Raw genomic sequence first — 17,987 nt, forward strand, 5'->3', positions numbered from 1 at the left:
GAAGCGCAGCGCGAGGCTTCGACAAGCCCAGCCCGAACGGTGATGGAAGACCAATGCGACGCGGCGCGGCGTGACCGACCGTCAGTAATGCGGCGGCAGCTCGTCGCGCAGGTTGCGCGGGCCGTTCGAGCCGCCTTCGGGCGCCTGCTGGCGCAGCTGGATGACCTCGTGCGTCAACCGGTCGATCAGTTGCTGCTGCTGGTAGATGGTCATGTTCAGCTGGTCCAGCAGGTCTTCGGTAAAGCTGGCCTTGATCTCCAGGCTTTCGAGGCGCTGGAGGATGTTGGCGAGATCGTTGGTGTCGGACATGGAGGCGTCAGATCGCCTGGCCCAGGCGCGCTACGCCTTCGCGGATCTTGTCCACATCGGCCGTGGCAAACGACAGGCGGAAGGTGGCGTGGTCCGGGTTGGCGCAGAAGAACGGCGTGCCGGGCACAAAGGCCACGCCCTTTTCGATGGCGCGCTTGGCCAGTACGTTGCCATCGGCCACCTTGCCGCCTGCACCCGTGAGGCGCGCCCACACGAACAGGCCGCCCTGGGGCTGCACAAATTCGATGGCGTCGCCCAGCTCCTTGCGCAGCGCATCGCCCATGGCCTGGGCGCGCTCGGCGTACACCTTGCGCACATGGGCCAGGGTGCCAGGCATGCGGCCGGCTTTGAGGTACTGCGCGGCCGTGGCCTGCGCAAAGGTGCTGGTGTGTGCATCGCTGAACTGCTTGCACATGGTGGCCTTGCCCAGCAGTTCAGCCGGGGCAATCATCCAGCCCACGCGCAGGCCGGGCGACAGCACCTTGCTCAAGCTGCCGCAGTGCACCAGCAGCTCTCGGCTGCCGGGCACGGTGGCCGACAGGTTGAGCAGGCTGGGTGGAGGCGCATCGCCAAAGTACAGATCGCCGTAGGGATCGTCCTCGACGATCAGGGTGTTGTGCTTCACCGCCATCTCCAGCACGGCCTTGCGGCGCTCCAGGCTCAGCATGGCGCCGCTGGGGTTGCCGAAGGTGGGGATCAGGTAGACGAACTTGGGCTTGTGCTCGGCGATGAGCTTTTCCAGCTCGTCGGTCTTCACGCCATTGCCATCGATGGGCGCGCTGATGAGTTCGGCGCCGTACAGGCGAAAGCACTGGATGGTTGCGAGGAAGGTCGGGCCTTCCACAATCACCTTGTCGCCGGGGCTGATGAGGGTCTTGCCCAGCAGATCCAGCGCCTGCTGGCTGCCGGTGGTGACGATGAGGTTGTCGGCCGCGACATCCTTGGCGCCCTTGCTGGTCATGAAGGCGGCCAGTTGCTCGCGCAGCGGGTTGTAGCCCTCGGTGGCGCCATATTGCAATGCTGCGCCGGGCTCTTCGGCCAGGGCGGCGTTGCTGGCTGCGCGGATGCCTTCCACGTCAAACATCGCGCTGTCCGGAAAGCCACCCGCAAAGCTGATGATGCCGGGCTTGCCCAGCAGCTTGAAAAGCTCGCGGATGGCGGAGGTTTCTACGTTGTTCAGGCGGTCGGCAAATTGCATGGCGTGGACAGAAGTGGTTGGCAACAAACTCTGCATTGTCGCCAATTGCGACGCAGGATTCATGCGGTGTCTTTCCAAGAGGCTCTAAACTGGGTTTTCCCTCCATCGACACTGCCCTGTCCGCCATGACCCTGACCCTCCGCACCCTGCCCCGCATGCGCCTTGCCACCATGCGCCACACCGGCGCCTACGGCCACCCGGGCCTGACCGAGTTGTGGGAGCGTTTTGGCAGTTGGTGTGCCGCCCATCGGCTGAATGATCCGCGCCCCAAGTTCTATGGCTTCAGCCACGATGACCCGGCCTGCACGCCGCCCGAGCAGTGCCGCTATGACGCAGCGGTGCAGATTGGCGTGGGCCTGCGCACCGGGCCCGATGTGCAGGTGATGGACTACGAAGGCGGCGACTACGCCTGCATGCACTTTGTGGGCACGGGACCAGAGATCGGCGCCGCCTGGGCGCAGATGGGCACGCCGGGCCAGATCCCCGACGGCTGGGAATGGGAGCCGCGTGCTGCGCTGGAGATCTACGACGAGGACTTTGCAGTGGACCCGGCCACGGGGCGCTTTCCGTGCTGGCTGTGTGTGCCGGTGCAGCGCTGCCGCTGAGCCATGCCCCCTCGCTTGCACGCCCACGAATCCGACCAGACGACCCCATGAAAACCGCCCAGATCGAACCCTTCTTCGCCACCCTGAAGGCGGCCAACCCCATGCCCAACACGGAGCTGGAATACACCACCCCGTTCGAACTGCTGGCCGCCGTGCTGCTGTCGGCCCAGGCCACCGATGTGGGGGTGAACAAGGCCACGCGCAAGCTGTTTCCGGTGGCGGGCACGCCGCAGGCCATTCTGGATTTGGGACTGGAAGGGTTGGAGGGCTACATCAAAACCATCGGCCTGTACAAAAGCAAGGCCAAACACCTGATGGAGACGTGCCGCATCCTGGTGGAGCAGCACGGCAGCGTGGTGCCCCGCACCCGCGAAGCCCTGGAAGCCCTGCCCGGCGTGGGCCGCAAGACGGCCAACGTGGTGCTCAACGTGGCCTTTGGCCAGCCCACCATGGCGGTGGACACGCACATCTTTCGGGTGAGCAACCGCACGGGCCTGGCGCCGGGCAAAAACCCGCTGGCGGTGGAGCTGCAGCTGATGAAGCGCGTGCCTGCGGCCTACGCGGTGGACTCGCACCACTGGCTCATCCTGCTGGGCCGCTACGTGTGCCAGGCGCGCAAGCCGCGATGCTGGGAATGTGTGGTGTCACCGTATTGCGACTACGAGCCCAAGACGCTGGCACCCTGACCCGCCAAATCAGCGCTGCGTAGCGCTCCCCACAACCTATGCCCTGCGCGCGGCCCAACCCTTTGGCCGCCACACAAGGCCCCTTGCGCACTGCGCAGGCGCAGGCGGCGTCCCATCGGGGGAAAGGCGCGAACCGACGCGTTGGCAGTTCTGCTCATGCCTTGAGCAAGGCCGCGAACTCAAGCGCCGCCCGGCTGCGCGAGGCGCCCTTGCGCCACAGGATGCCCGCATGCCGCAGCATGGCGGGCGAATGCAGGTCGACGGCGTGCAGGTCACTCGCCTGCTGCGCCGCGCGCTCAGGCGCAATGCTGGCCAGATCACCCCAGCGGCACACGTCCAGCAACCCTTCCACGGATTCCATCTCCACCCGCACGATGGGCACCACACCCGCCGCGCGCAGGCTGTCGTCGATAAGGCGGCGGGTGGTAAAAGCCCGGGGCAACATGGCCAGCGGCACCTGGGCCAGTTCCTTAAGGGCGAGCGTGCGGCGGCGCGCCAGCGGGTGCTGGCGGTTCACCACCAGCTGCATGCGCTCTTCAAACAGGGGCTCGGTGTCGATCTCTTCGCGCTCGGTGGGATAGAAGGCAATGCCCACATCAAGCTGCCCCTCCACCAGTTGCTCCTCGATCGGGCCGGCGCGCAGATCGCGCACCACCACGTTCACGCCTGGGTAGGCCATGCTGAAGGCCGCCACGGCGGCGGGCACCAGTGTGTGAAGAAACGTCGGGATGACGCCGACGACAAGCGAGCCCGACTGCAACGCCCCCATGTCCGCCAAGGCCATGCGGCCCGCCTCGATCTCCTGCAGCGCCCGCGCAGCGTAGATGCGAAAAGCCGCCCCCGCCTGCGACAGCTTGAGGCCCCGGCCCAGCCGGTCGAACAGCGCCACCCCCAGCTCCTGCTCCAACTGGCGCAAACCGTGCGACAGCGTGGACTGCGTGACGAAAAGGTTCTGCGCGGACTGCGTGAGGTGCTCGGTGCGCGCAATGTCGAGAAAGTAGCGAAGCTGACGGATTTCCATGAACGTGCTCCCGGTGCCGCACCGTGGCGGCACGGCCGGTTATTCATCGATCATATCGAATGGTCGGTTGAAAATGATTCATTGGATTTGTTTATGAGGTGCCACTAATCTTGCATTGCGCGGCCCTATTCAGGGGCGCAGCAGCGCTTTCACATTCCGATCAACCAAAGGCCCCGCATGACCCCCCGCGATGGATTCACCGTCGAGCGCATCGACGTGCGCATCCTGGACATCCCCACCATCCGGCCCCACAAGCTGTCGTTCGGCTCGATCAGCCGCCAAAGCCCGGTCATCGTGCAACTGTGGCTCAAGGGTGGCGCCTGCGGTTTCGGCGAGGCGGCCACCATCGGCGGCCCCTCGTGGAACGAAGAATCGCCTGAAAGCATTCACCACGCCATTGCCAACTACCTGGCACCGGCCCTGGTCGGCCAGGACGGGGGCGGCTTTGAAGTGGCCCTGGCGCGCATGGACAAGGCCTGCAAAGGCAACGCCTTTGCCAAGAGCGCCGTCGAGATGGCCCTGTTCGATGCCGTGGCCCGCACCCTGGGCCAGCCCGCCTGGCAGCTGCTGGGCGGCAAGGTGCACCAGAGCCTGCCCCTGGCCTGGACGCTAGCCAGCGGCAACGTGGACCGCGACTTGCAAGAGGCGCAACTGCGCCTTGAACAAAAGCGCCACCACATCTTCAAAATGAAGATAGGCGCCAACGCCCCGGCCGATGACGTGGCCCATGTGGCGCAGATTGCACGCGGCCTGCAGGGCCGCGCCACGCTGACAGTGGACGTGAACCAAGCCTGGGATGGCAACACCGCCCGCCGCTACCTGCCGCAGCTCGTGGAGGCTGGCGTGACCCTCATCGAGCAGCCCGTGGCGCGCTGGAACGTGCAAGCCCTCAAGGCCCTGACCGCCACGCTGGGCGGCGCCCTCATCATGGCCGACGAGACCGTATGCACCCCGCAAGACGCGCTGATGCTGGCGCGCGAGCAGGCTGCCCATGTCTTCTCGCTCAAGGTGGCCAAACACGGCGGCCTGCTGCGCACCCGCAAGGTGGCGGCCGTGGCCGAGGCCGCCGACATTGGCTGGTACGGCGGCACCATGCTGGAGACGTCGCTGGGCAGCGCCGCATCGGCCCATGTCTTTGCCACCCTGGGTGGCCAACACCACGGCTGCGAGCTCTTTGGCCCGCAACTGCTGGTGGACGACATCGTGGAGTCGCAGATGCCGATTGCCGACTTTGCGCTGCAGCTGCCCGACGGCCCCGGCTTTGGCGTGCAGGTCTCGCTCGCACAACTCGACCGCTTTGACCGCGCACGCGAGGGAAAGGCACCGCTGCACATGGACATGGGCCGCCAGGCCACCACGTCAGCCACCACCCAAACAACTACCCAGGCCACCGTTTAAGGAGACTCCCCAATGCTGTTTCTTGTTCGCATGGATGTAAACATCCCCCACAGCCTGCCCGCTGAGCAGGTCAACGACATCAAGGCCCGCGAAAAGGCCTATTCGCAGGACCTGCAGCGCGATGGCCGCTGGCAGAGCATCTGGCGGGTGGTTGGCGAGTACGCCAACTACAGCGTCTTCAACGTGGCCTCCAATGACGAGCTGCACCAGTTGCTGCAAGGGCTGCCGCTGTTCCCTTTCATGAAGATATCGGTCACACCATTGGCACGGCACCCCTCGGCCATTGGCTAAGCCCCGCCGCGCATTTTTATTAAAAGTAAAACCCGGAGACAACACCCCATGAAACGACAACTGCTGACCCTGCTGGCCGCCGGCATGGCGCTGGCCGCCCTGCCCGCCGCGCACGCCCAGGCACCGGGCGCCGACTGGCCAAACAAACCCATCCGCTGGGTGGTGCCCTTCCCGCCAGGTGGCGCCATGGACGCCATTGCCCGCACGCTGGGCGACAAGGTCGGCAAGGCGCTCGGCCAGCCCTTCGTCATCGAGAACAAGGCGGGTGCGGGCGGCAACATCGGTGCCGACTACGTGGCCAAGCAGCCGGGTGACGGCTACACGATGATGATCACCTCTATCGGCATGGCCACCAACAAGCCGCTGTATGGCAAGCTGTCCTACGACCCCATCAAGGACTTTGCGCCCGTGAGCCTGCTGGCCGTGGTACCCAATGTGCTGGTGACCAACGCCACCCAGCCCGACGTGAAGACTGCCGCCGACGTGATCGCCGCCGCGCGCAAGACACCGGGCAAGCTCACCTACGGCTCGGCAGGCAATGGCACGTCCATTCACCTGGCGGGCGAGGTGTTCAACTCGCTGGCGCAGACCGATATGCTGCACATCCCCTACAAGGGCAGCGGCCCGGCGTTGGCCGACCTCCTGGGCGGGCAGATCAACTACATGTTCGACAGCATCACCTCGGCCCGGCCGCACATCCAGTCGGGCAAGCTGCGCGCACTGGGGGTGACCACGGCCAAGCGCTCGGCCACCCTGCCCAACGTGCCCACGCTGGCCGAGGCCGGCCTGCCCGGCTACGAGGTATCGCCCTGGTTTGCCGTGTTCATGCCCACAGGCACGCCACCGGCCGTGGTAAACAAGCTCAACGCCGCGCTGCGCGATGCCATGAAACAACCCGACGTGGTGGCACGCTTTGAGAGCATCGGCGCCGAGCCCGTGGGCTCCACGCCCGGCGAACTGACCAAGCACCTGGCGCGCGAATCCGACCGCTGGGCCAAACTGATCGCAGAGCGCGGCATCAAGCTGGACTGATGCAGACGCGGGCTTGCAAAGCCTCCGTCTTTTTTGCCCACGATCCCTTCATCCATTCCCGCAGAGGAGACAAACATGGCAGAACTCACCCAGGCCCAGTTGCTCGAACTGGTCAACACCAAAAGGATCGCCCCCGGCAATGCCCGTGTGCGCCAGCTCACCGAGCGCATCGTCACCGACCTGTTCAAGACCATCAACGAGCTCGATGTGACCCCCGACGAATTCTGGGCGGGCATCGCCTGGCTCACCCGCCTGGGCGCGGCCGGCCAGACCGGCCTGATCACGGCCGGGCTGGGTTTTGACCGCCTGCTGGACATCCGCGCCGATGAGGCCGACCAGCGCGCCGGCCGTGCCGGTGGCACACCCCGAGCCATCGAAGGACCGCTGTTCGTAGCTGGCGCCCCAACATCCAAGGCGGAGGCGCGTGTGGACGAGGGCGAGCCCAAGGGCGAGATCTTCGTCATGGAAGGCCAGGTGCTGGACCTCGACGGCACGCCCGTTCCCCATGCCATGGTCGATGTGTGGCATGCCAACGAGCAAGGCGGCTATTCGCACTTCTTCCCGGGCATGCAGCCCTACGAACTGCGCCGCCGCATCGAGACCGACGCCAACGGCTTTTACCGCTTGCGCAGCTTCCTGCCCCCGGGCTATGCCATTCCACCCACCGGCCCGGTGGCCGATCTGTTTGCAGCCCTCGGCCGCCACGGCAACCGCCCCGCGCACATCCACTTCCTGGTGGCTGCGCCGGGCCTGCGCACACTGACCACACAAGTCAACATCCCAGGCGACACCTACATCGACGACGACTTTGCCTTCGCCACGCGCGACGGCCTGATCGTGAACCTGGAGAAGAACGTGGCGCCCGCAGGCTACGAGTCGCTGGGCATCACCGCACCGTTCACGCGTTCGCGCTTCAACTTCGTGATGCAAAAGGCCCAGGACGAAAATGAAGCGCTGCCGCTGACCCGCATGGAGCGCGTGGCGGGCTGAGCGCCCACGCCGTGGCAGCATGGCTGCCTGCTGATCTGGCACACGGCCGCCTTCTGACGAAGACGGTTTTTTTGTTTGATTGCTACTATTTTTATAGCTTTTAGCGCTTATCCATAAAGCGCTTGAGGCAAAAAACGCTTGAATTTTCAGTCCTGACCGCCATGGATAAATGTCCTATGCCGGGTGCCAGGCACTAGGTGGCAGCTGCCTGGTAGCGCTGTGCCTGCGCAAGCAGGCCAGCTCTGACACACGGCCGGGCCCCATAGCGGCGCACAATGATTGAGAGCACGTGTTCGGGACGCAAGCGCGCGCTCTGCAATGCACTCACCACAAGGAGAACACCATGGGCACCTCCCCTGCAACCCCAACCGCCCCTGCGGCAGCACCCGGTGCGAGCGGGGTTCAACGTACGGGCCTGATCGCTGCGCTGCTGGCCCTGGCCGCCGTCGTGTGGATGCCCGCCGCGCAAGGCCTGCCGGCGTCGGGCCAGGTGATGCTGGGTATCCTGGCCTTCGCCGTGATCGTGTGGATGACCGAGGCGCTGGACTATGCCGTCAGCGCCGTGGCCATCGGTGCGCTGATGATTTTCTTGCTGGCCTTCACGCCCGCCACCGACAAGCCCGGCGCCATGGACATGGGCACGAGCGGCGCGCTCAACCTGGCGTTGTCCGGCTTTTCCAGCAGCGCTGTGGCACTGGTGGCGGCGGCCTGCTTTATCGCTGCGGCCATGACCGCCACGGGGCTGGACCGGCGCATCGCGCTCGTGGTGCTGTCCAAGGTGGACGCCAAGTCCAACCACATCGTCATCGGCGCCATGGGGGTGGGTTTTCTGCTCTCGTTCATCGTGCCCAGCACCACGGCGCGCGTGGCCTGCCTGATGCCGATCATGATGGGCTTCATCCTCGCGTTCAAGGTGGACAAACGCAGCCGCTTTGCCGCCCTGCTGGTGATCACCGCCGCGCAGACCGCCAGCGTGTGGAACATCGGCATCAAGACCGCCGCCGCACAGAACATGGTGGCCGTGGGCTTCATCGAAAAGCAGTTTGGCACCAGCATCACCTGGACCGACTGGTTCATCGCTGGCGCGCCGTTCGCGGCGGCACTGTCGATCGCGCTGTACGTCATCATGACGCGCATGATGCGGCCCGAGATGGACGAAATCGCGGGCGGCAAAACCGCTATCCGTGAGCAACTCGACGCGCTCGGCGCCATGACGGCCAGAGAATGGAAACTGCTGGCATTGGTGCTGGCCCTGCTCGCGTTCTGGTCCACCGAGAAGGTACTGCACGACTTCGACACCTCATCGACCACCATCGCCGCCATTGCCATCATGCTGGCGCCACGCGTCGGCGTGATGAACTGGAAGGAGTCGCAAAAGGGGTTTCCGTGGGGCACGGTGGTGTTGTTCGCCGTGGGCATCAGCGTGGGCTCGGCGCTGCTCAAGACCAATGCCGCCGGCTGGCTGGCCCACCTGATCGTGACGCACCTGGGCCTGCAAAACGCCAGCGCCTTCGCCATCCTGATGCTGCTGTCGCTGTTCTTGATCATCATCCACCTGGGCTTTGCCAGCGCTACAGCGCTGGCCTCCACCATGGTCCCGATCATCATCAGCGTGCTCATGGCCGTGCAAACGCCGGGCATCAACGTCATCGGCATGACCATGCTGCTGCAGTTTGTGGTGAGCTTTGGTTTCATCCTGCCAGTGAACGCCCCCCAGAACATGATTGCCTACGGCACCGACACCTTCGAGGCGCGCGACTTCATCCGCACCGGCCTGGTCATCACGCTCGCCGCGATGGTCCTGCTGGTGGTTTTTGCACTGACCTATTGGCCATGGATGGGCTACATGACACTGCCGGGTGCCTGAAAACAGGGCTTGGGGTAAAAATAGCCGCCAGCGCTTATCCATCAATCGCTAGCAGCTCTCTTTTTAGAAGCATGTATGGCTGTGCCGATGGCCTATCGGCAATCCGGCCAGAACACGGCGGGACAGGGCCGGACAGGCACCCTTAGCAACTTTGGCGGCTCTGAGCACGCTGCGCGCGCCGCGCGCGATCAGCGGTCGCAATGGCGCCCGTTGCCACGCCCCATCAACGCCGCCCCACCGGGCCAAGGGCGCGCGTCAGATGCAGGCGGTTGTGCGGGGGTGATGAATGCCCCATGAAGCTCCTCTTTTGATAGCTTTCCGCGCTTGTTACGCGGGCGCTAGAGGCAAAAAAGGCTTCAAACCGACTGCGTAGCCACCCCCGCAGCCTCAAAACTCGCCATCTCCCGCAACACGGCGCAGGTCGACTGCAGCAGCGGCCAGGCCAGGGCCGCGCCAGAGCCTTCGCCCAGGCGCAACCCCAGGTCCAGCAGCGGTTCGGCCTGCATCTGCGCCAGCATGAGGCTGTGGCCGCGTTCGCCAGAGCGGTGGGCAAATACACAGCGCTGCAAAACGGCGGGCTGCAGGCGGCTGGCCACCAGCACGGCCGCGCTGGTGATGAAGCCGTCCACCACAATCACGCGCCGCTCGGCCGCGGCCTGTAGCACTGCGCCCACCAGGGTGGCCACCTCGTAGCCGCCCAGGGCGGCCAGCGCGTCGAGGGGACTCGTGGCTTCGGCGTTCACATCCAGCGCCTGCTGCAGCACGGCGCGCTTGCGTTCGATGCCAGCGGCATCCAGGCCTGTGCCCGCGCCCGTCACCTCGGCCAGTGGCAGCCCTGCCAGTCGCGCCAGCAACAACGATGCCACCGAGGTGTTGGCAATCCCCATCTCGCCCAGCAGCAAGGCGTTGCCCGGCAGCCCGCGTACCACCTCCACACCGTTGGCCAGCGCCTGGGCACATTGCTCCGCGCTCATCGCAGGGCCTACGGATGCATCCTGCGTGCCGGGCGCCACCTTGCGCAGCAACAGGCGCGGCTGGCCGGGCGCGGCGTCGCGCGCAGCGATGGGCTTGGCCACACCGCAGTCCACCACCGTGAGGCCCAGGCCATGCTGGCGCGCGAGCACGCTCACGGCAGCGCCGCCAGCCAGAAAGTTCTCCACCATCTGCCAGGTCACGTCGCTCGGGAAGGCCGAGACGCCACGCGCTGCCAGGCCGTGGTCACCTGCGAAGACGACCATCTGGGGCTGCTCCAGCCGGGGCGATTCTGTGCCCTGGATCTGCCCCAGCGTGAGCGCGAGGTTTTCCAGGCGCCCGAGCGAGCCCAGTGGTTTGGTTTTGTTGTTCAGCTTGTGCTGCAGGGCCTGGGTGAGCTGTGGGTCGGCGAGGTCGGCAATCAGGGGAAGGTGGGCGGTCATGGCGTGTTCAACTTTCAGCAAGGATTCAGCGCAGCCCGCAGACGGGCCTGCGCGTGGGATCGTGGTTCCGCGACGGACTTATGCCGTGGCGAGGGTCTGGCGGGTGCGCTGCGCCGCCGCCTGGTCACGCTGCAAATGAGCGATGAGCGGCTGCTCGTCGTCGCGCTGGCCCCATTGGTCGAAGTACACGAGATCTTCCATGGGCAGGCGCGGCAGCCAGCCTGCGGTTTCCAGCTCGGGCTTGTCGTGGAAGTGGCTGACATAGCCCACGCACAGGTAGGCGATGGGCGTAATGCCCTTGGGAATGCCCAGCGCCTCCTGCAGGTCGGCTTGGTGGAAGATGCTGACCCAGCCCACGCCCAGCCCTTCGGCGCGCGCGGCCAGCCACAGGTTCTGCACGGCGCAAACGCTGCTGTACAGGTCCATGGTTTTCATGTGGGTGCGCCCCACCACCACCGGGCCGGTGCGCTCGCGGTCGCAGGTGATGCAGATGCCGATGGGCGCCTCGACGAGGCCTTCGAGCTTGAGCTTTTGGTACACCGCACGCTTGTCACCCTCAAACATGTCGGCGGCCTCGGCATGTGCCTTGGCGAAGGCGCCGTGCACCCGGCGCTTGGTCTCCTGCAACTGCACCACCAGAAAGTTCCAGGGCTGCATGAAGCCCACCGAGGGTGCGTAGTGCGCGGCCGTCAGGATGCGACTCAGCACCTCATCGGGCACGGGTGTGGGCAAAAACTGCCCGCGCACATCGCGGCGTGAAAAGATGGTGTGGTAAATGGCGTCGCGGGCCTCTTGCGTGAAGGCGTGAACGCTTTGCGTGGCTTGCGCCGGTGCGGTATTCATTGCAGTCCCCTGTGCGTGAATAGGTAGCGCGCTGCCTGGCCTTGCAGCGCGTTGGATATTCAGGCCGGTCTTCTGGCTTGGAGTCGTCTGCCTTCACACACCTTCCCGGCTTGGCAGCTAGTGGCATTTGCGCGAGGCATCATCCTTACAGCGTTGGGCACGCGGCGGGTTTGCACCGCCTTCCCGATTCTCCCTTTGCTTCATCGCATCGGGCACCTGAGGGGCGCGATGATAGCAGCCGCAGGCTGCGTATTTCTTACGCGATCAGCGCATCCAGCACGCCCGGTGCGAAGTGCCGAGCCACGCCGTCGGCCAGGCCGTCGAACACCGTCTCCAGCGTGGGCGCCTGGGCGCCAAACAGGGCTGTCAACACGACTGGGTCTTCAAACAGGCCGTGCAGATACACGCCCAGCACGTTACCCACCGGGTTCTGCCACGCGATGCCGGGGATGACCTCGCGCGCCACGTCGCCCTTGGCGGCCATGGCCGGGTGCTGGGCGGTCTGGCCGTGGTGGATTTCGTAGCCGCAGGCAGCCACGCCCGAGAGCGGCGCCCAGGCGCCCACGAGCGGCCCGAAGGCCGCACTGGTGCGCCGCACGGTTTTGGCGGGCTCGAACACGGTGACCAGCGGCAGCAGGCCCAGGCCGGGGCCGTTGCCGTCGATGCCCTCGGGGTCGATCAGCGCCTCGCCCAGCATCTGCAGGCCGCCGCACACGCCGAGCACGGTGCCACCCCGGCCCGCGTGCGCGGCGATGGATTGGTCCAGCCCCTGAGCGCGCAGCCAGGCCAGGTCGGCCGCCGTGGCTTTCGATCCGGGCAGCACGATCCAGTCCGTCGGCCGCAGGCCCGCCACATCGGCCGGGCTGCGCACCCATTGCAGGCGCAGGCCGGGCACGTTCTTGAGCGGCTGGAATTCGTCGAGATTGCTGATGCGCGGGTAGGCCACCACGGCCACGGTGGTGTGCACGGCACCTGCGGTGGTGCTGCGATCGTCGAACACGCCATCCTCCTCGGGCAGGCCGTGGTGCCACTGCATGGGGATGGTGGCCACGGTGGGCACGCCGGTCAGTTCCTGCAGCATCTGTGGGGCGGGCGCGAGCAGCGCTGCGTCTCCCCGAAACTTGTTCAGCACAAATCCATGGATCAGCGCGCGTTCGTCCTCGGGCAGCAGCGCCCAGGTGCCGTACAGGTGGGCAAACGCTCCGCCCCGGTCGATGTCGGTCACCAGCAGGCAACGCGCATCGGCATGGCGGGCCACCCGCATGTTCACGATGTCGCTGGCGTGCAGGTTGATCTCGGCGGGCGAGCCCGCGCCTTCGATCACCACCACATCGTTCTCGACGCGCAGCGCATCCAGCGCGGCGGCGATCTGCGGCCACACCTTTTCGCTGCGGCCGCGCCAGGGCATGGCGGTCAGTTCTGCGCTCACCTGGCCCATCAACACGACCTGGCTGTGCGTGTCGGCCTCGGGTTTGAGCAACAGCGGGTTCATACGCACCTCGGGCTCGGCGCGGGCTGCGAGGGCCTGGAAATACTGGGCACTGCCGATCTCGCCCCAGGTGCCAAAGGCCCCTGCTTGCGCGCCATTGCCAGCGGGGCCCGGCACCACACGCGCGTTGTTGCTCATGTTCTGCGCCTTGAATGGCGCGACCTTGAGGCCCTGGTTGCTGTAGTAGCGGCACAGCGCGGTGGTGAGCCAGCTTTTGCCAGCGCCGCTGGTGGTGCCCAGCACCATCACGCAACGGGCCAGAGCGGGTGAACTGGAACGGGAAGGCGCGTTGGAATACATAGTCATGGGGAAAAACCAGGCGGGGGCGACGTGGCTATCGCAAGGGCCGCACCATGCGGTCCATGATGTGCTCAAGTGCGGCGGCAGCGTCAGTGCAGCGCCCGGTGTGCAGCGGCGATGTCTGGATGATGGAACTGCGCCGCGCCGTGAGCCAGTGAAAACGCGACCGATAAGGCAACTGCGCGATGGGCCCACACCCGGGCTCACCCGCACAGATGGCCACGATGGCCTGCAAGTGCCGGTGCACGGTGTCCACGTCGGCGGCCGGGTCCAGCGCCAGCAGGCGCGGCACGTCCAGCGCCATCGCGGCCTGCAAAAATCCCGTGCGCTGGCACGACAGGATCACCCCAGCGTTGATGAATTCTTCGCGCTCCACACGCGGCACCACCCGCACGATGGCGTAGTCATACACATCAGCCGCGCGCATTGATCGCTCCTTTCACCCAGGCCTCGCGCCCGGCCAGGCGCGCACAGAAATGATCAACGTACGCCTGGCGATGGGTGTGGGGCGCCGCCAGCGGCCCTTGTGGGTGCTCGGCGCCAGCCCCTGCCAGAAACTCATCGGGCACATCGGACAGGATTTGTGCAAGCACCTCGGGGGATAGCTTCGCGGCAAGTTCGGCATCGACGTCTGCCAGGGCCCTGGCCCGCGGCAGCAGCACGTGGTCGGCGATGGATGGAAAAGGCTTGGCAGGGTCTGCCACCGCGCCGTTCCACGCATGGTGAAACGTCAGCGCTGCACCGTGGTCAATGAGCCAGGGCTTGCGGTGCCACATCAGCAGGTTGGTGTTGCGCGCGCTGCGGTCCACATTGGCTACCAGGGCATCGAACCACACCAGACGCGAGGCGAAGTCAGCCGAGACCTCGTCCACTGCGGGGTCGAACGTGAGTGCGCCTGAAAGGTAGTCGAGCCCCACGTTGAGGCCAGCGCTGGCGCGGATCAGGTCCTGAATCTCCGGATCGGGCTCGGTCTGCGCCAAGGCGGGGTCGAGCTGGGCGAGCACGATCTCCGGCACCGGCAGACCCAGGGCTCGAGCGATGCCACCCGCGATGATCTCGGCCAGCAAGGCGCGCACCCCCTGCCCCGCGCCCCGGAACTTGAGCACATACACACCCAGGTCGTCCCCTTCGACCACTGCGGGCATGGAGCCCCCTTCACGCAGCGGCGTGACGTAACGGCTGACGGTGATGGTGCGCATGGGTTCAGGTCCTTTGTTCCATCGGTTGAATGGCGCGTTGCCACGCCTGCTGCAGCGCTTGTTGCGATGCAGGCGCCAGCACCCCCAGCCGCACATGGCCAGGAAGCCCGAACGATGCACCATCACGCAGCTTGATACCTTGCGCTCGCACAGCTTGTAGTGCCGACGCCAGCGCTGGCGCCGCAACAGGCGACACCCGCGCCACAAAATAATTGGCCAGACTGCCGGGCACTTCATACCACCCCAGCGCTTGGCACAGCGCCTGTTGCATGATCTTCCAGCCGCGCAGCGTCAGCAGGCTGGCCTGCAGCCACTGCTGCACCGGCGGCTGCACCCAGGCCGTCAGCAGCGCCACGCCATGCGCGCCCAAAGGCCACGACGGCGCCAGGCTCTGCAGCGCGTGAACAAGGTCCATTGATACCTGTGCTGGCGCAATCGCATAGGCAGCACGGATGCCGGTCAGACCCAACGCCTTGTTGGGTGTCCACAGCTGCCAGGCGGTGTGTGGCACCTCGGTGCGAAAGCCGTCAAGGCGCAGCGGCACGTAGGCACAGTCCAGCACGCGCAGCACCTCTTCATCGCGGCCAGTCGTCGCGGCGTGGGGCCGGTCATCCTGCGCGCGCCAGTGCTGCAGCGCCGGGTCTGGCAGCCCGAGTGGGCTGGAGGGCTCGCAAGCCCAATGCAGGCGGGCCAGGGGGCGCTCTTCAGCGCCCGGGATGCCTCGAGCAACCGGCAGGCCCCAGGCCTGCGCGGCGTGCTCATAGTCGCCATAGCTGTGCGCAGGCAAGGCGACGGTGCCCCCCCCGCGCCGCGCCGCCAGCGCCGTGATGCGGTGAATGAATTCGCTGGCGCTGCCTGCCATCACGATGCGGTGCGCCGCCACGCCATGGAAGGCGCCCAATGCCGCGCGCAGGTCGGTATAGGCAGGGTCTGGGTAGCGCGTGGCATCGGCCACCTGCACGGCGTGCAGCGCCTGCGGGCACGGACCGCAGGCATTGCTGTTGGTTGAAAAGTCGTGCAGGGGGACGCCCTCTGCATCAGGCCCGCCATGGGGCGCTGCGCAGAGGCCCGGAGCCTGGCCGCCGCTCTTTGCGCCAGAAAATGCGGCAGCGCTCATGCCCACGCCATCACCACCAGCAACTGAATCGCCGCGACCAGCGGCACCAAGGCCAACACCACGCCGTCACCCCGCCGCATGGCACGCCGCGTATCCATCGGCCCGGGCTGGCGCGCCCGGCCATTGAGTGCATAGACCCCTGGCTTGCTCAGGCGCACACCGAGCGCCAAAGCCATGGCCGCCATGGGCCAGCCGCTGTTGGGCGACGGTGTCTTGCAGGCATGACGCGCCAGCCGCCGCCATGTGAGGCCGCGTATGCCCGCAGCCACCAGCAGCCCCGTGATGCGCGCGGGGGCCCACGACAGCACATCGTCAGCCCGCGCCGCCCATTTGCCCGCCCACTGCCAATAGCGCCCGCCGCGCATGCCGGGGTAACCCCACATGGCGTCGGCGGTGTTTGCAAACCGGTACAGCGCGGCGCCAGGCAAGCCCAGCAGGGCAAACCAGAACAGTGGGGCCACCACTGAATCGCTGAGGTTCTCGGCCAGCGACTCGATTGCCGACTCGCGCACTTGCTGGGCGCTCAGTGTGCTCACGTCACGGCTCACCAGCCACGACAGGCGCGTGCGGCCATCGGCCAGCGACTGGCCCAGCGCCACTTCGACCGCTTGCACCTCGCCACGCAGCATGCGCCAGGCCAGCAGGGGCTTGAGCAGCACCGCCAACACCGCCGCCGCGAGCAGGTCGTGCAACGCCAATACCGAGTGCTGCAAGAACGCAGACACTATCAAAACAATAGCTGCTAGCGCACACCACACAAGCGCAGCGAGCCAAAAACACTTCCAATCCTGGGCCACCGGCGCGGTGGGCGCCAGCCAGTCGCCCGCACGCTGCAACGCCTTGCCCATCCACACCACGGGGTGCCAGACAGCGGGAGGCTCGCCCAGCCACCAGTCAAGCAACAAGGCCAGCGCAGGCACCCACAGCAGCACGCGCAGGCTGTGCCAGCCCACGTCGGGAACGAGCCACGCCATCAAACCGCCCATGGGGCGTGCACGCTGAGGTGGTTGGATGCCAGGGGAACCCACATGCGGCAGGGGTTCTGGGAGAGGGGGTTGAAAACCATCCTGGCGAGTGTAAACAGCACCACGGGCCTGACCACCACCTACGCGGCGAGCGCCTGCAGGAAGGGCGGCAGCTTGGCAAGGATTCCACTGCGCAACTGCGCCGGGCGATCGTTGCGAACCAGTGTTCCATCCACGGCGCTGGCGTGCAGGGCGGCGCATACCAGCACCTGCTGGGCGGTCTCGGCATCCGGCACCAGATCGCCAAAGAGGTAGGTATGTTTGCCCGGCGCCTGAAACGCCACGCTGCAAGCCCGCGAGCAGCTGTTCAGGCACGCCACGCCGCGCGCACGCACGCGGTCGAATGCGCCCGTATCGTCCTGCAACTGGGCAATCTGCACGGCGTCGAACAGCCCGGCACCGGCGGCGGGCTCGTCACGCGATGCACCAGCGGGCCGACAGGTGGTGCAGACGATCACTTCGGTGATCGCGGACTCACGGGTGATTTCGGATGGGGTCTCGGTCATGGTGCTGGATTCATAACTGGGCGCCACAGCGCACTCGGTCCGGGTCATCCGGCTTTCTTGAGGAGCAGGCGGCTGTGCCATGGATACCCGTAGCGGCAGCGGCAACGCGCTCATCAATCTTCAATGCCACGCTGCGCAGGAATGCCCGCCTTGAACGCGTGCTTGACCATCTGCATCTCGGTCACGGTGTCGGCCAGCTCGATGATCTCGGGCGGGCAGCGGCGGCCGGTGAGGCACACATGCACCTCCTTCGGACGCTCGCGCAGGGTCTGCAGCACGCCGTCGAGCGGCAGCCAGCCATAGATCAGCGGGTAGGTGATCTCGTCGAGCACCACCAGAAAATACTCGCCCGACAGGATGGCGGCGCGCGCCTTTTCCCAGCCGTCGCGCGCGAGCTGGGCCGAGTGCTCCAGGTCCTTGCTCTTCCAGCTGAAGCCGTCGCCCAGGCCTTCGATGGGCAGGCCGATCTGCTCGAACATGCGGTGCTCGCCAAAGCGCGCCGTGGGCACTTTCATGAACTGAAAAATCTTCACGGCCTTGCCCCGGCCATGGGCGCGGAGCGCCAGGCCAAAGGCGGCCGTGCTTTTGCCCTTGCCGTCGCCGGTGTTGACGATGACAAGGCCCCGGCGTTCGCCCTCGGGCTTTTCGTAGCGTTTTTCGGTGGGCGGGGTTTCGATCTGCATGGTGTCGGTTCTT

Annotated in this window: 19 protein-coding genes and 1 riboswitch; of the genes, 7 read left to right on the forward strand and 12 right to left on the reverse strand. The window is 66.2% G+C overall.

Going from position 1 to position 17,987, the window contains the following annotated elements:
- Nucleotides 1–81 precede the first annotated feature (81 nt).
- Both KI609_RS14830 and KI609_RS14835 read right to left on the reverse strand, forming a co-directional pair.
- Entirely contained in the window at nucleotides 82–309 is a 228-nt protein-coding gene (locus tag KI609_RS14830; protein ID WP_226444364.1) for a SlyX family protein, read from the reverse strand.
- 7 nt (nucleotides 310–316) lie between these two features.
- Nucleotides 317–1,507, reverse strand: coding sequence for a PLP-dependent aminotransferase family protein (locus tag KI609_RS14835; RefSeq protein WP_056747178.1), 1,191 nt, complete (start codon nucleotides 1,505–1,507; stop codon nucleotides 317–319).
- Between the two features lie 125 nt (nucleotides 1,508–1,632).
- Here KI609_RS14835 and KI609_RS14840 point away from each other — a divergent pair, with 125 nt between their 5' ends.
- On the forward strand, nucleotides 1,633–2,112 hold the full coding sequence (locus tag KI609_RS14840) for an AraC family transcriptional regulator (protein ID WP_226444365.1): 480 nt from the start codon (nucleotides 1,633–1,635) through the stop codon (nucleotides 2,110–2,112).
- 47 nt (nucleotides 2,113–2,159) lie between these two features.
- Entirely contained in the window at nucleotides 2,160–2,798 is a 639-nt protein-coding gene (gene nth / locus KI609_RS14845; protein ID WP_226444366.1) for an endonuclease III, read from the forward strand.
- Nucleotides 2,799–2,952: 154 nt separating this feature from the next.
- On the opposite strand, the gene cynR is transcribed toward nth, so the two are convergent.
- A complete protein-coding gene (cynR, locus tag KI609_RS14850) occupies nucleotides 2,953–3,819 on the reverse strand; it encodes a transcriptional regulator CynR (protein ID WP_226444367.1) in 867 nt (288 codons plus the stop codon).
- Nucleotides 3,820–3,996: 177 nt separating this feature from the next.
- On the opposite strand from cynR, the gene KI609_RS14855 reads away from it, so the two are divergent.
- The 5 genes from KI609_RS14855 to KI609_RS14875 all read left to right on the forward strand — a co-directional run bounded on the left by KI609_RS14855 (nucleotide 3,997) and on the right by KI609_RS14875 (nucleotide 9,397).
- Entirely contained in the window at nucleotides 3,997–5,217 is a 1,221-nt protein-coding gene (locus KI609_RS14855; RefSeq protein WP_226444368.1) for a muconate cycloisomerase family protein, read from the forward strand.
- Nucleotides 5,218–5,229: 12 nt separating this feature from the next.
- A complete protein-coding gene (catC, locus tag KI609_RS14860; protein ID WP_226444369.1) occupies nucleotides 5,230–5,508 on the forward strand; it encodes a muconolactone Delta-isomerase in 279 nt (92 codons plus the stop codon).
- A gap of 48 nt (nucleotides 5,509–5,556) precedes the next feature.
- Complete coding sequence (locus KI609_RS14865) at nucleotides 5,557–6,540, forward strand: tripartite tricarboxylate transporter substrate binding protein (RefSeq protein ID WP_226444370.1); 984 nt, start codon at nucleotides 5,557–5,559, stop codon at nucleotides 6,538–6,540.
- 75 nt (nucleotides 6,541–6,615) lie between these two features.
- Complete coding sequence (locus KI609_RS14870; protein ID WP_226444371.1) at nucleotides 6,616–7,530, forward strand: dioxygenase; 915 nt, start codon at nucleotides 6,616–6,618, stop codon at nucleotides 7,528–7,530.
- 343 nt (nucleotides 7,531–7,873) lie between these two features.
- Nucleotides 7,874–9,397 carry an SLC13 family permease gene (locus KI609_RS14875; RefSeq protein ID WP_226444372.1) on the forward strand — a complete coding sequence of 508 codons (1,524 nt, stop codon included), beginning with the start codon at nucleotides 7,874–7,876 and terminating at the stop codon, nucleotides 9,395–9,397.
- A 356-nt stretch (nucleotides 9,398–9,753) separates the two neighbouring features.
- Here KI609_RS14875 and cobT read toward each other — a convergent pair whose 3' ends face one another.
- From cobT to cobO, 9 genes are all read right to left on the reverse strand, one after another.
- The gene (cobT, locus tag KI609_RS14880; protein ID WP_226444373.1) at nucleotides 9,754–10,812 is read right to left on the reverse strand and encodes a nicotinate-nucleotide--dimethylbenzimidazole phosphoribosyltransferase; all 1,059 of its coding nucleotides are present in this window, start codon (nucleotides 10,810–10,812) and stop codon (nucleotides 9,754–9,756) included.
- A 78-nt stretch (nucleotides 10,813–10,890) separates the two neighbouring features.
- A complete protein-coding gene (bluB, locus tag KI609_RS14885) occupies nucleotides 10,891–11,655 on the reverse strand; it encodes a 5,6-dimethylbenzimidazole synthase (protein WP_226444374.1) in 765 nt (254 codons plus the stop codon).
- 44 nt (nucleotides 11,656–11,699) lie between these two features.
- A riboswitch (cobalamin riboswitch) is annotated at nucleotides 11,700–11,890 on the reverse strand.
- 21 nt (nucleotides 11,891–11,911) lie between these two features.
- A complete protein-coding gene (locus tag KI609_RS14890) occupies nucleotides 11,912–13,390 on the reverse strand; it encodes a cobyric acid synthase (protein WP_226450440.1) in 1,479 nt (492 codons plus the stop codon).
- Between the two features lie 88 nt (nucleotides 13,391–13,478).
- The gene (locus KI609_RS14895) at nucleotides 13,479–13,871 is read right to left on the reverse strand and encodes a DUF3037 domain-containing protein (RefSeq protein WP_226444375.1); all 393 of its coding nucleotides are present in this window, start codon (nucleotides 13,869–13,871) and stop codon (nucleotides 13,479–13,481) included.
- The gene (locus KI609_RS14900) at nucleotides 13,858–14,643 is read right to left on the reverse strand and encodes a HipA family kinase (protein ID WP_226444376.1); all 786 of its coding nucleotides are present in this window, start codon (nucleotides 14,641–14,643) and stop codon (nucleotides 13,858–13,860) included. Before KI609_RS14900 ends, KI609_RS14895 begins: the two co-directional genes overlap by 14 nt.
- 4 nt (nucleotides 14,644–14,647) lie before the next feature.
- Entirely contained in the window at nucleotides 14,648–15,760 is a 1,113-nt protein-coding gene (locus KI609_RS14905; protein WP_226444377.1) for an aminotransferase class I/II-fold pyridoxal phosphate-dependent enzyme, read from the reverse strand.
- Nucleotides 15,757–16,734, reverse strand: a complete 978-nt coding sequence (gene cbiB / locus KI609_RS14910; protein ID WP_226444378.1) for an adenosylcobinamide-phosphate synthase CbiB — start codon at nucleotides 16,732–16,734, stop codon at nucleotides 15,757–15,759. Before cbiB ends, KI609_RS14905 begins: the two co-directional genes overlap by 4 nt.
- 131 nt (nucleotides 16,735–16,865) lie before the next feature.
- Nucleotides 16,866–17,291: a DUF1636 family protein gene (locus KI609_RS14915; protein WP_226444379.1), complete on the reverse strand. Its 426-nt coding sequence runs from the start codon at nucleotides 17,289–17,291 to the stop codon at nucleotides 16,866–16,868.
- Between the two features lie 113 nt (nucleotides 17,292–17,404).
- On the reverse strand, nucleotides 17,405–17,974 hold the full coding sequence (cobO, locus tag KI609_RS14920) for a cob(I)yrinic acid a,c-diamide adenosyltransferase (protein WP_226444380.1): 570 nt from the start codon (nucleotides 17,972–17,974) through the stop codon (nucleotides 17,405–17,407).
- Nucleotides 17,975–17,987: the final 13 nt, after the last annotated feature.

Source organism: Acidovorax radicis (assembly GCF_020510705.1).
Taxonomy (GTDB): domain Bacteria; phylum Pseudomonadota; class Gammaproteobacteria; order Burkholderiales; family Burkholderiaceae_C; genus Acidovorax; species Acidovorax radicis_A.

Coding starts and splice junctions, on each gene's coding strand:
- cobT (WP_226444373.1), bottom strand. CDS start 10,812: ATGACCGCCCACCTTCCCCTGATTGCCGACCTCGCCGACCCACAGCTC.
- KI609_RS14905 (WP_226444377.1), bottom strand. CDS start 15,760: ATGAGCGCTGCCGCATTTTCTGGCGCAAAGAGCGGCGGCCAGGCTCCG.
- cynR (WP_226444367.1), bottom strand. CDS start 3,819: ATGGAAATCCGTCAGCTTCGCTACTTTCTCGACATTGCGCGCACCGAG.
- KI609_RS14875 (WP_226444372.1), top strand. CDS start 7,874: ATGGGCACCTCCCCTGCAACCCCAACCGCCCCTGCGGCAGCACCCGGT.
- bluB (WP_226444374.1), bottom strand. CDS start 11,655: ATGAATACCGCACCGGCGCAAGCCACGCAAAGCGTTCACGCCTTCACG.
- KI609_RS14900 (WP_226444376.1), bottom strand. CDS start 14,643: ATGCGCACCATCACCGTCAGCCGTTACGTCACGCCGCTGCGTGAAGGG.
- KI609_RS14835 (WP_056747178.1), bottom strand. CDS start 1,507: ATGCAATTTGCCGACCGCCTGAACAACGTAGAAACCTCCGCCATCCGC.
- KI609_RS14890 (WP_226450440.1), bottom strand. CDS start 13,390: ATGGTGCTGGGCACCACCAGCGGCGCTGGCAAAAGCTGGCTCACCACC.
- KI609_RS14830 (WP_226444364.1), bottom strand. CDS start 309: ATGTCCGACACCAACGATCTCGCCAACATCCTCCAGCGCCTCGAAAGC.
- KI609_RS14895 (WP_226444375.1), bottom strand. CDS start 13,871: ATGCGCGCGGCTGATGTGTATGACTACGCCATCGTGCGGGTGGTGCCG.
- KI609_RS14855 (WP_226444368.1), top strand. CDS start 3,997: ATGACCCCCCGCGATGGATTCACCGTCGAGCGCATCGACGTGCGCATC.
- cbiB (WP_226444378.1), bottom strand. CDS start 16,734: ATGGCGTGGCTCGTTCCCGACGTGGGCTGGCACAGCCTGCGCGTGCTG.
- KI609_RS14865 (WP_226444370.1), top strand. CDS start 5,557: ATGAAACGACAACTGCTGACCCTGCTGGCCGCCGGCATGGCGCTGGCC.
- cobO (WP_226444380.1), bottom strand. CDS start 17,974: ATGCAGATCGAAACCCCGCCCACCGAAAAACGCTACGAAAAGCCCGAG.
- KI609_RS14840 (WP_226444365.1), top strand. CDS start 1,633: ATGACCCTGACCCTCCGCACCCTGCCCCGCATGCGCCTTGCCACCATG.
- nth (WP_226444366.1), top strand. CDS start 2,160: ATGAAAACCGCCCAGATCGAACCCTTCTTCGCCACCCTGAAGGCGGCC.
- KI609_RS14915 (WP_226444379.1), bottom strand. CDS start 17,291: ATGACCGAGACCCCATCCGAAATCACCCGTGAGTCCGCGATCACCGAA.
- KI609_RS14870 (WP_226444371.1), top strand. CDS start 6,616: ATGGCAGAACTCACCCAGGCCCAGTTGCTCGAACTGGTCAACACCAAA.
- catC (WP_226444369.1), top strand. CDS start 5,230: ATGCTGTTTCTTGTTCGCATGGATGTAAACATCCCCCACAGCCTGCCC.